Below are 11722 nucleotides of genomic sequence, written 5' to 3'. Positions count from 1 at the left end.
GCCTCCAGGCCATCGAGCGGGACACCGACGTCGCCTGAGCTGTGGTGCACACAACTTCGTACTCGGTGGTGCACTCAGAGGAGTACTTGGACAGCAACCAAAAACAAGATCCTGGTCATCGTCACCAACGTCGACGAATATCAGAAGGTCGGCATGCGGACGGGGCTCTGGCTCGGGGAGCTGACTCACTTCTGGGACGTCGCCGAGCAGCGCGGATTCACCATGGACATTGCCAGCCCATCGGGCGGCAAGGTTCCCATCGATCCGGAGAGCCTGTCGCACGAGGTCCTAGCGGAGCTAGGGACTGACAAGCGCTACGCGGACAGAAAGTTCATGGACCTCCTTGAGGACACCAAGAAGATCTCAGAGGTGAACAGCGAGGACTACGACGCCATCTACCTCACCGGTGGCCATGGGGTCATGTTCGACTTCCCTCAGAGCCAAGAGCTGGAAGACCTGATGGCCAGGTTCTACGAGACCGGCCGAGTCGTGTCGACCGTCTGCCACGGCGCTACAGGCCTGCTCAACGTGACTCTGAGCAACGGGGATCCCCTGGTCAAGGACAAGAGGGTCACCGGGTTCTCCTGGCCAGAAGAGGAACTGGCGAACAGGGCACAAGCGGTCCCCTACAACCTGCAAGAGGAGCTGAAGAAGCTCGGCGCCAACTACAGCACGGCCGACGAGCCGTTCGCCACGTATGTAGTCGAGGACGGACGCTTGATCACGGGTCAGAATCCGGGCAGCGCCAGGGCCGTGGCCGAGGCAGTCGTCAAGCAGCTGAGCCCCGCGTGACGGAGAGGCGATCACAAGCTCCGGAAGACGGCAGCGCTGCCGGCAACGACGGCGGACAGCTGCGGCGTTCGACAGCCGGGCACGGTGCTGGCAGGGCGCCATCGACCCAGCCCACCAGGTCGTGCCCGCATCTTCGGCCAGTCTTGATTGACGTGCCGCTCGTAGCCTCGCAGAACACGCCTCGACAGAGGTGCCACCTCGCCCGTGCGAGAGCAACGCCGGAGTACATACGTCGGAGCACGGGGCAATCCAGGAGTTGGGGCGCGTGGCCAGCGTCGCTTGCCGCTACCGATACGGCTCCATCCTTATTTCGACCTGAGGTTGTGCACATAGTCAGCCCTTCGCCAGGATGAGTCGGAAATGGGCGCCCTTGAAGATGGGGTGGCCGTCCGCGCGGGAGACCAGCAGAAGGGCGCCGTCGGCCGCTTCGGCGATGTCGCGGGCACGGTGGAGACCGTCGCCCCGGCCCTCCCCCTTGGTGGAGCGGCCCGCCCGGAAGACCAGGTCCTCCCGGCCCGGCGGGTACGTGATCCCCGCTCCGTTGTCGCGGACGTCGACGAGCCACTCGTCGCCGTACGGTTCCACATGCACGGAGAGGCGCCCTGACTCCGAACCTGCCAGTTCCTCACCGGCGTTCGCCAGCAGCTCGTAGAGGAGCACCTGGGCGGCGCGAGCGCTGATCCGTGCCACGGCGGCGTCGGGTCCGCCGGTCTCCACCTGCACGCCGGGGAACGCCTGCTGCCACAGGCCGATGGTCTCGCGCAGCACGGGCATCAGATCGGTCGTCCCGGCCACGCTCCGCTCGTCCACGGCAAACTCGGCGGTCTGCCGTGCCAGCCCCGCCAGCCGGGCGTCGAGGTCGGCGGTCATGGTGGCGCCCTCCAGGACGGCCAGGTACGCCTCGTAGTCGGGGCTGAGACCGTGCCGCCGGGCCTCCCAGAGGCGTACGGCATGACCGTGGTCCTCGGACGCGGCCGCCTCCGCGTGTGCCGCCCAGTCCCGCAGGGCCGTCTCCAGTCGCTGCTCCGCCCGCTCGCCCAGGAAGGTGAGCACCCCGCAGCGGCGCAGCCGGACGCGCTCCACGGAGGCCTGCTCGGTCAGCCGGAGACGGCCCAGCCCGGCCATGGCGGCGGTCAGGACGTCGGCGTCGGGGACCAGGTCGGCCGTGAGCTGCGCCACCGCCAGCAGCTCGTCCGCCGTGACCTCCTCGCCGGCCGGCGCCGCGGTGAGCGCGGCCCAGAAAGCGATATGCGCGATCCGCGAGGGGCCGAGCGGCCGGAGCACCGTGTCCTCGACGGCGGCACTGAACTGCCGTTCCTCCCGCCACCGGGACAGCCACCGCTCGCCGCCTCCGGCCCGGCCCTGCCGCTCGGCCAGGGCCTGGAGGAACAGGTGGAGCAGCGCGGGATCCCAGCCGGTCGCGAACGCGAGCGCATCGGCGACGACGATGCCGCCGAGCCCGGTCAGGTCGAGGACCCAGCGGAGCGTCGACCATCGCGTGGCCTCGTCCGGCCCCAGTCGCTCGTCGAGTACGTCCGGGGTGCGGCCGACGAATGCCGCCAGCGGCCACTGCCGCCCCAGCAGGCGCACCAGTGCTGTGGACCGGCCCGTACGCAGGGTGGCGAGCTGGAGCAGGTCCCGCAGCAGCAGCACCGCACACGGGCCGCGGTCCGCCGACGCGGCCAGGGCGGGGCCCACGGCGACGTACGGCGGCATCGCCTCCAGGCCCTCCGGCTCCTTGGTCTCGGGACCACCGATGAACAGGTCCAGGTTGCCCAGGGGCCGGAACCGCTCGATCTCGGGGTCGGCGAACGCCCTCGTCACCGTGGTGAGGTAGCCGCCGGTGATCTCCTCGGGCCTGGCCCGCTCGGGGTCGTCGGAATGCAGGTAGGCGTTGAACGCCGTGGTGAAGCGTTGCGCCGCGACGAAGCCTCCGTCGTCCAGGGAGGCGTACGCCTCCAGCAGTTCCCGGGCGGAGTCGTCGGCCGGTGCCCAGTCGGCGTAGCGCACCTGTCGCTGGCGCTGGACGGGGTCGAGGTGCCACTCGAGGAGCTGCGCCGGGGACAGCTCGGGGTTCCAGGCGGGCAGCGGAGGCACCCGCTCCGGGCCGGCACCGCGTGTCCCGTCGTCGATCTGCCGGGCCGCGACCCGCAGCAGCCCCGCGTCGATGAGCGCACGGCACGACTCCGCCCACGCAGGGTCGGTCGCGCCCCCCTCCTCCCGCTCCGCGAGCCGGGCCAGCAGGGCCTTCCGGCCCGCCACGAGCCCCTCCTCGAGTGCGGTCTCGGCGGCCCGGAGCAGCCGCAGCGTCTCCGGCCAGGACACGGCGCATCTCCACTCCAGTTCCGCCATGTCCAGCTCGGGCAGGGCCAGGTCGGCGTCGCCTGCCCGCTTCCTCAGGACGTCGCAGCGGTCCCTGAGCTCGTCGCGCAGCTCCTGACGGCGGTCGGCGAGGGCCTGGAGGCGGCCGGACAGGCCGGCCCGGTCCGGCAACGGGCCGTTCTCCAGCAGGTACTCGGCGGCCTCCAGCTCACCTTCCCGCAGCAGGCTGTCGAAGGCCGACTGCTCGTCCTCGTCCTCGGCGATGCCGCGCAGCACGGCGTCGACGAGGACACCCTCGTCCAGCCGCTCCGGGGTGCGCAGCGCCACCGCCAGCCGGCCGAAGCGGAACCGCCCCGGCCACCGGCTCAGCAGGTCGATCAGGGGGTCGTCGGTCATGCGTGCACCCTTGCCCACTTGGCCACCGGTTCCAGACGCTGGAGCAGGGCCAGCGCGGGGTGGCGATACGGCGGTTGAAGGACGTCCGCCTCGCTGAACAGCCCGTCCCATGCCTGGGCCGTCCCCACGGCGAAGTCACGGAAGGCGATCGGGACCGATGCCCCGGCGTCGGCCCGGCTCGCGGCGGCGGACAGGCTGCGCGCCTCCAGCACCAGCGCCTCGATGCGGCTGAGATAGGACGTCTGCCTGCCCCACTGGATGCGCTCCTGCCCGGCGTCCGCGACCAGCCGGTCGACATGGCGGCGGACGTCGGAGGGCAGGCCGGAGCCGAGCGCGGGGCGCAGCGCGGGATCGGTGGCAGCCGCCTCGATGCGGGTGAGGAAGCCGTCGGCTGCGAACATCCCGTCGTGCCAGGCCTGGCCCGCGTCGAAGTTGAAGCGCTGGCGGCGCCGCCGGATCTCGTCGATCCTGCGGGCCAGCTCGGCCCAGCGCTCCTCCACCTCCGCGGCCGTCATGGCCGTGGCGAGCTGCGCGGTGAACGCGTCCAGCGGCAGGCCGCCGTCGAGCGGCCCCAGTTCGCCGGCGACATCGGCGAACTCGCGCCACCGCGGCGGCAGCGCCTCCCGGAGCAGCTCGACCACCTGGCCACCGGAGGGGCCGCCCCACAGCAGCGTCTCGGCGAGTCCGCCGACGGCCGCGGCGCTCTGGTCCCGGGGATCCTCGACCTCCAGGGCGGCGACCTCCAGGGCTCCGCCCACCGGCCCGAACTCCAGCGGCAGCACCGCCGTGCACACCGCTGCCGTGAGCGGCTCGCCGTCGTTCGCCAGCATGCGACCGATCAGCGCGGCCTCGAAGAAGGCGTGCCGTCTCCAGGCGTCCCTGATCAGCCAGCGGGCCCACCGACGGCGGTGCTCGGCCGGCACCCGGTCGGTCGACCGCAGCAGCGTGGCGGCGCCCCGGCGCAGATCGGCGACCGGGACCTCGCGCTCCTCCCACACCTCGAGGACCCGCCAGGGGTCGTCGAGGTCGCCCAGGAGTTCCGTCATCACCTCGCCGTAGCGGCCCTCGGCATGGGCCTGGCGCGCCTTCTCCAGAGCACCGTAGGCGGCGATCGCGCCGTCGGTGACCCGCGCGGCCGGCGGCCCGGTCTCCCCCTGCGCCGGTTCGGGCTCCGGGTCCTGCGCGACGCCCAGCCGGGACAGCACGTCGGCCACGAACCCGGCGCCGTAGACCCGCACCCCGACCTGGCTGGCGGTGCCGGTCCCCTCGGCGCGGGCGGAGTTACGGCCCAGCGGGGCGAAGCTGCCGAGCTGGAGGGTGTCGTCGCAGACCACCACCCGGACGCCCGGGCGACGCCGGTGCACGGTGATGCCCGGTGTCGCCTCGACGACGCCGGTGAACGCCTGCACGGCGTCCGCGTCCCTGCCCGGGGAGGGCTGCACCAGGTGCACGGCGGCGCCGCGCTCGGCGCGTTCCCGCAGGGCTCGGGCGACGCGTTCGGTGGCGGCGCGGGGGCTGATGCGGTCGTCAGCGAGGACCAGCCGGGTGGTGGCACCGTGCAGCGCCTGCCAGAGGTAGTCCTGGTGGGCGCCGTCCTCCACCACTTCCACGCTCGGCGCCTCGTCCGTGGCCTGCCGTACGGTGTCACTGAGCGCGGCCTGGTACTCGCGCCAGCTCGCCGCCCAGATCCGCAGCATCTCCGGGGTGCTGTCGGCAGGGCCCGGCGGCAGCGGGGTCTCCGTGTTCTCGGCGCCGAAGGGCTCGGCGGGGCCGGCCTCGGCCTCGGGGAACTCGGCCTCCTGGGTGAGGATCTTCAGCCGGTCCTGTCCGGCGAACCCGGACCGGCGGACCCACAGCAGCAGTTCGGTGACGCAGCCGGGCAGTGCGGGGCCGTACTTCGACGGCTCGATGAGCAGCCCCGTCATCTCGCCGCCGAAGCCGCTCACCAGGTCGAGTGGGCTGTGCGCGCTGACGTAGGCGCGTACGTTGTCCTGGACCACGACGCACGCAGCGGTGCGCGCGCTCGCGGAGGACAGCAGCACCCGGCCGGGGTACTTGGCGGCCAGCTCGTTCAGCGCGGTGCGCACCTCCGGGGCCAGCGTGTCGCTGATCGTGCGTCCCGAGGACACGACGATGCGGACCTTGCGGTTCAGCGCGGCGCGCAGATCGGGCAGCAGTCCGCTCAGAGTGGAGTAGCGGATCGCGGGGGAGACGATCACGAGCTGCCGCTGAGCCTTTTCCAGCAGGTATCTGAGCGCCCACTCGTGCCCCTGGACGCTCTCGATCGGCTCCAGGTCCGCCCGTGCCTGGAGCAGTGCCCGCAGCCGTTGCTGGACGCGGCGTCCGAGGTCCTCCATCTTCTTCTGGGCCTGCGCCGTGTGCGCGGCCTCGGTCGCCGGCAGCTTCTCCACCTGGGCGGCGAGCCGGACCAGCAGTTGGGGGACCCCCTCGGGCTCCAGCAGCACCCGGCTCGCCCTGCCGCGCAGCGCCTGCACCAGACCGCTGTCGGGCTGTTTGTCGCCGAGCCGGGCGAAGTACTCCTGGAAGCGGGACTCCGCGCGGGCGCTCCAGAACCGCTTTCCCGCGTCGGAGACGGACACGGTGAGCCGTCCGCTGTCCTCGTCGGTCTGCACCTGCACGCCGACGGTGAACCAGCGGATCTCATCGGGCGGCTGGAGCAGCGGGTTGCCGAAGCTGACGTTGAGGATGCGGCGCCTGAAGCCGGCCCCGCCGCCGTACCGGGTGGCCGCACGGACCGCGGCCAGCAGGTCGCGGGGCGGTAGGTCGGAGGCCCGCAGGCTGTGGTCGACCGGGGCGCGCAGAGCCCCCGGGGGTGCCTTGGAGGTGCCTTCCCGTTCCGCGAAGAAGCTGCCGGTGATCGGTTCGAACAGGTAGGCGCGTGTCTCCTGCGTCGTGCCGCCGGCGGGTGCGGTGCCGGCGGCCGCGCGAATGCTGTCGCGGCCCCCGTCGCTCAGTTCGAGCGCGCCGCTCTGGAGGTCGATGGTGAGCAGTCCGCGGGTCCACAGTGAGGTCACCACGTCGAGCACCACCCGGTAGGGCAGCACGAACAGGTCGGCCAGCTCCTGGACCTTGGTCAGCCCGGCTCCGACGGCCTTGGTGACGAGGGTCTCCAGGGTGGTGTCGCCCTCCTCCGGACCGACCTCCATCTTGAGGGTCACGATGCGGCAGGGAAGCGCCAGTTGGACGAGATCGTTCATCGCGTCCTCACTTCGTCGGCGGAGACGACCTCGCCGTAGTGACGCAGCACCTTGATCACCGTCGCTCAGTGCTCGCCGCCGTAGGTGGCGAAATGCTGGAGGTCGCCCACGACCACGAGGAGCCGTTTGGCCCGCGACATCAGGACGTTGATCAGTTCCCGTCGGCCCACATGGCCGACGTTGCGTTCGATGCCGCCGCCGGGGTCTGCGGTGGAGCGCACCAGGGAGACGATGACCCGGTCGGCCTCCCGGCCCTGGAAGGCGTGCACGGTGTACTCACGGCCGCGCACCGAGTCCCGGCCGCTCAGCAGCTCCAACTGGGCCTTGTAGGGCGTGAGGACGGCGAGGCTGCCGTCGTCGTCGAGGCGGTCGGGCGGCGCGGACGCCGGCAGCATCGACTGGGCGATCCGGTCCACCAGGTTCACCTCGCCCTCGTTCCGCCAGCGGGGTTCATCGCCGAATCCCTCACAGCCACCGGTGTCGACCCACACCAGCGGCCGGCCGCGCAGGAAGGGCGGTTCGGTCAGGTCGTGCGGCTTGTGCCGCTCGGTCTTGAGGAAGCTGAGGGGCAGTCCGTCCTCCTCGCGCAGCGGCACGCGCGGATAGAAGGCGCGACTGACCGGCTCGGCGATCGTCTTGTCCATGCGGAACTGCTTCTCGATCCGGCCCACGGCCGAGTCCGCCAGTTTGTAGTCGGCCTCGGTCTTGCCCGCGAAGATCTGCTGGAACAGCCGCAGCGCCTTGAGATGGTCGTCCTTCTGCTCGTACTCCAGGGCCACCAGAGGGTCCGGGTGGTTGCGCAGGGAGTCGAGGAAAGCCTCCAGCTCTTCCTCGCGGTGCGGTCCGAGCTGCAGATGGTCGCCGATGAGGGTCCAGCGCACGCCGAGCACCAGCGGGACGATGATCTCCGTGGACCACGCCTTGGCGGCCTCCTCGACGATCACCCAGTCGAACAGGTCCTTGGGGTCCCAGCGCCCGTCGTTGACGGTGGCGGCGATGGAACAGGTGGCGAGGACCACGCTCGCGCCGCTACGGATCCGGTCGCTCAGTTCCAGCTGATTGGAGGTGATGTGCTTGAGCCACTGCTCGGCCAGTTCCCGGCGGGCCCCCTTCAGCGGCGGCAGGTTCCGCAGGTCGATCCACCATCGCTCCGCCAGTTCGATGAGGTCACGGGAGTACGGGGTGTCGTCGTAGGGAGGATGCTCGTAGGGCTTGCGGGCGAGCCGGGCCCTGAGCAGCCGGGTCGAGGCTTCCTGCACCGACCGGGTCAGATGGGTGAGGGTGTGGGCGCGCACCAGGGCGTCCCGCACCTCGTCCTCCTTCTCGGCGGGCGTCTCGCGCAGGATGAGGGTGCGCGGGCTCTGTTGCTGGATCAGCTTGCGGGCCAGTCCGTCGAGGGTGTGGTTGGACTGCGAGGTGACGAGGATGCGGGCGCCCTGCTCCACGGCCAGATTACGGCGGACGGCGGCGGCGGTGAGTGTGGACTTGCCGGAACCGGGGGGTCCTTGCAGGGCGAAGAACGGGTGGGTTCCGAGCATCCGCTCGATGAGCTTGCGGGAGACGGCGTCGAAGTCGACCTCGCCCTCCAGCGGGCGCGGGTCGATCCAGCGGCCTCGCCCGAGGTCGAAGGAGAACGGCTCACGCAGCGACTCGATGAGCAGCGGTTGCGCCCGCAGCAGGGCCAGCCCCCGTTCCTGGCGGTCGAGCTGGGGGCTGGTGCCACCGTCGTCGTCGTGCCGGATCCAGCCCGCCTTGGGGATGCTGCCGGCGCCCTGCACGGAGACTTTGATCGTGTACGGGTCGACGTACTCCTGGAAGACCGCGGTGACGGTCTTGCCGCCGAAGTAGGGCTCGCGCGTGGAGCCGCGGCTCACCACGTTCAGCAGGGTCGCCTTGTCCTCGCGTTCGCTGTCGAGGCCGGCGAAGAAGTCCGCGAACCGCGGCCGGCGCCGCTCGTCGAGCGCGTAGGCCGACAGCATCGGGGACGAGTGCCGCCGGTCGGCGTCCGCCTCCTCGTCGAACTCGATGGTGACCGTGCCCTGCTGGACGGCGCCGACCACCCGGAAGGGGTAGGAGCGGGCCTGGAGCACCGTGCGCTGGTAGGTGAGGAGGAACTGCAGGGAGCGCAGGTACATCTCGTTGAGCGTGTCGGTGCGGGCGTGTCCGCGCACCGCCTCCTGGAGGTCCGTCCACGAGCGCCGGCCCTTGACCACCTCGGTCATGTTCTGACCGGGCCGGAAGGGGATCAGTTCGAGCCCGCTCTCGATCTTGCGCCTGCGCTTGGCCGTCACCAGTTCCATGGTGATGTCCTTGTCCCGCAGGTACTTGATGACCAGGATCTGCTCGAAGTGCTTGCGACTGTTCGTCATGGGGACGGGGTCGTACAGGACGGCGCAGAACCAGACGGCTCGCCGCCCGATCAGCACCCACTGCGCCTCCTTCAGCCGGTCCTCCGGTCCGGTGGCGTAACCGAGTGCGCCGCGCGCCGAGTGGACGAGCACCGCCTCGGCGAGTTCGTGCTGGAGGAAGAACCGCAGCTCCTCCTGCCCGACCGGGGTGGCCGGGGAGTGCCGGATCCATTTCCGCTGCTCGTAGAGCATCTGCACGCTCTCGTCCGGCATGAAGGCCACGAGCCGGGGCCGCTTCTCCTCCGGCTGAGCCCAGTGGGCGCGGATCTTCTGCCAGTTCTCCCCCAAGTGCTTGGCCGCCTCGTAGGCGGTCCAGCGGCTGTCCGGGTGGGGTTCCAGCATGCGGCGCAGCGCGTCGGCGAGGGCGGTGGGCAGTCCGGCGGAGGCGAGGCGGGAGACCATGGCCCGCTGGAGCTGAGCCAGGGCGGTCTTGCGGTCCTCCGGGCCGGCCCGCCGCACCTCCGCGTACGGCTCGGGCAGCACATCGGGGATGCGTCCGCAGAACCACTCCCAGGCAGTGGCCGCCAGTCCGTAGACATCAGTGGTCACCCAGTCCCGGCGGACACTGGTGTGCTCGTCGAAGAGGTAGGCGTGCAACTCGGGTGCCAGGTACGCCAGATGGCGTTCGGGCTCGATGCCGACGGGGGCCGTGTAGAACTGGCGGACCTCGGCCACCGTCTCGGCGCCGCTGCCCGCGCCCACGGTGCGGATCACGTTTCCCATCAGCGTGCTCATCTCGAAGCGCGAGAGGACGATGTCGACCTCGTCCGGCTCCGACATGTCGATCACATGGGTGTTGAGGGAGGCCGCGGTGAGGTTGCGGTGGATGATGCCCGCCGAGTGCAGCTCGTTCAGGGCGTCCAGCAGAGTGCTGAAGTGCTCGAAGGCCCGGACCGGGTTGCGGTGGGCCCAGTCCACGGTGTGGTCGATGTTGACGGGCTTGCCGCGCTCCCGGGTGAGGGTGAAGGCGATGTCCTCGCTCGGAACGAACTTGCCCATGGCGATCTGCGGCAGTGCCGGGTGGTTGAGCGCGCCCACCCGGAGCAGGTTGCGGGCGGTGTGCTCCCATAATTCGCCGGCCAGGTCGGTGATCCTGTCGAAGATCGTGAGCTGGTAGGCGTCGTGCCCGTGGGGGGCGTCGGTACGGCGGTGCAGGGTCGCCCGCACCAGGCGCTCGGGAACCACGATCTCCGGCTCGCCGAACAGCGTGTAACCCTCGAACTGGGCGTTGTCCCGGCAGAACAGCCGGTCTATGAGTTCCTTGTACTTCTCTACGTCGTTCAACGGCGCCCCGTTCCCCTCGGCGTCCCCTCGTGCCGTCATTCTCGGGCGACTTCCGACGGCCTGTCAGCTGGTTCGGCGAACACCGCGCCACCGCGGCCCGTGTCCTCACCGTCCGGTTCGTCCGCGTCGGCCCACGCCCTCGGATCGAGGTCGAGCACGACGACCCCGTCCTGCGTCCCCACCGCGAGGCCGCCCTCGCCCAGTCCGGTCAGGGCGTGGCAGCGCAGTCCCAGCCGCACCGTGTGCAGCAGCCGGGTGCCCGTGCGGTCCCACACCCGCAGCTCTCCCTCCCGGCCCACGGTGACCAGGACGCGGTGCGCCTCCGTGGGACCGCGGACCACGGCCGCCGCGGCGAGCCTGCCCGACCGGCCGGAGAACAGCGGGTTCCAGGGACCGTCCGGGGCGGCCGACCACGAGACGTGGTGGCCGCCGTCGCCGACGACGGCGAGGGCGGTCGTCGTGTCGTACGGGATGGCCGTCATCGCCGTGAAGGGCGTGGGCAGCCCCGTCGGGACACTCCCGAGGAGAGCGCCGCTGCGCGCGTCCCACCAGCGCAGTTCCCCGGCGGCGGTGAGCCCGGCGAAGGCGGGACGCCCCCCGGCCAGTCGCAGCCCGGCGAGGAGCTCGACGGGCGCCACGGGGGGCGACGGGGGCGGGGCGAGGCGCTGTGCGGGCACCGGCTTGCCGAGCGACTTCGCCGGTACGTCCTCGTCCCCCCGCCCGGCGCTGTCCCGTTCGGCCGGCACGGCCTCGTCGACCCGCTCTCCCGCCGCGGCCCCGTCGCCCCGCTGCTCACCACCGGTGGGGGTGCCGTCGATGCGGACGGTGCCATCCTTGTGGGCCGTGGCCAGCAGGGTCCCGCCTTCGGGGTCCGGCAGGGACGCCAGGGCAAGGACGTCGCCGCCCGGGTCCGGGGCGTCGAGCGCGGCGCCGTCGGCCGCGCTCAGGCGGGCGAGGCTCCCGTCGGCGTACGCCACGCACAGCACGCCGCCATGAGCCGGGTCGACGGCTTCCGCGAGTGCCCGCACCGGGGGCGGCGGTGCCGCCGGCTGTCCGGTGGCGCTCCTGCCCCGCGGGTCCCACAGCCGTACGGTCCCGTCCTGGCCCGCGGTCGCCAGCACCACCCCGTCCTCCGGGTCCGTGAACGCCGTCACCGCGTGCACCGGCCCCTCATGCCCCGACAGCCGCCCCAGCTCCCAGTGTCCGCGCGGGTCCCACAGCCGTACGGTCCCGTCCTGGCCCGCGGTCGCCAGCACCACCCCGTCCTCCGGGTCCGTGAACGCCGTCACCGCGTGCACCGGC

Annotated in this window: 4 protein-coding genes and 1 pseudogene; 1 reads left to right on the top strand and 4 read right to left on the bottom strand. The window is 71.6% G+C overall.

The genetic code is table 11. The features are described 5' to 3' along the window. Window positions 1-39: 39 nt before the first annotated feature. A complete protein-coding gene (locus ABZV94_RS36085) occupies window positions 40-792 on the top strand; it encodes a type 1 glutamine amidotransferase domain-containing protein (protein WP_356348231.1) in 753 nt (250 codons plus the stop codon). 333 nt (window positions 793-1125) lie between these two features. Here ABZV94_RS36085 and ABZV94_RS36080 read toward each other — a convergent pair whose 3' ends face one another. The 4 genes and pseudogenes from ABZV94_RS36080 to ABZV94_RS36065 all read right to left on the bottom strand — a co-directional run. After that, window positions 1126-3510 (bottom strand): ATP-binding protein, encoded by a 2385-nt coding sequence (locus tag ABZV94_RS36080; protein ID WP_356348228.1) that lies wholly within the window; start codon window positions 3508-3510, stop codon window positions 1126-1128. After that, a complete protein-coding gene (locus ABZV94_RS36075) occupies window positions 3507-6728 on the bottom strand; it encodes a hypothetical protein (RefSeq protein WP_356348225.1) in 3222 nt (1073 codons plus the stop codon). Before ABZV94_RS36075 ends, ABZV94_RS36080 begins: the two co-directional genes overlap by 4 nt. A gap of 65 nt (window positions 6729-6793) precedes the next feature. Beyond that, window positions 6794-10420: an AAA domain-containing protein gene (locus tag ABZV94_RS36070; RefSeq protein ID WP_356348223.1), complete on the bottom strand. Its 3627-nt coding sequence runs from the start codon at window positions 10418-10420 to the stop codon at window positions 6794-6796. 35 nt (window positions 10421-10455) lie between these two features. Continuing rightward, window positions 10456-11722 (bottom strand): annotated as a pseudogene (locus ABZV94_RS36065) (hypothetical protein); the annotation flags it as partial.

Origin of the sequence: Streptomyces sp. NPDC004658 (genome assembly GCF_040609555.1) — a bacterium.
Taxonomy (GTDB): domain Bacteria; phylum Actinomycetota; class Actinomycetes; order Streptomycetales; family Streptomycetaceae; genus Streptomyces.
The sequence above is the reverse complement of the archived record's forward strand: the minus strand, read 5'-3'. Positions and strand labels throughout refer to the sequence as shown.

Bases quoted from the DNA above. Each gene is read 5' to 3' on its own strand.
- ABZV94_RS36080 (WP_356348228.1), bottom strand. From the start codon at position 3,510: ATGACCGACGACCCCCTGATCGACCTGCTGAGCCGGTGGCCGGGGCGG.
- ABZV94_RS36075 (WP_356348225.1), bottom strand. From the start codon at position 6,728: ATGAACGATCTCGTCCAACTGGCGCTTCCCTGCCGCATCGTGACCCTC.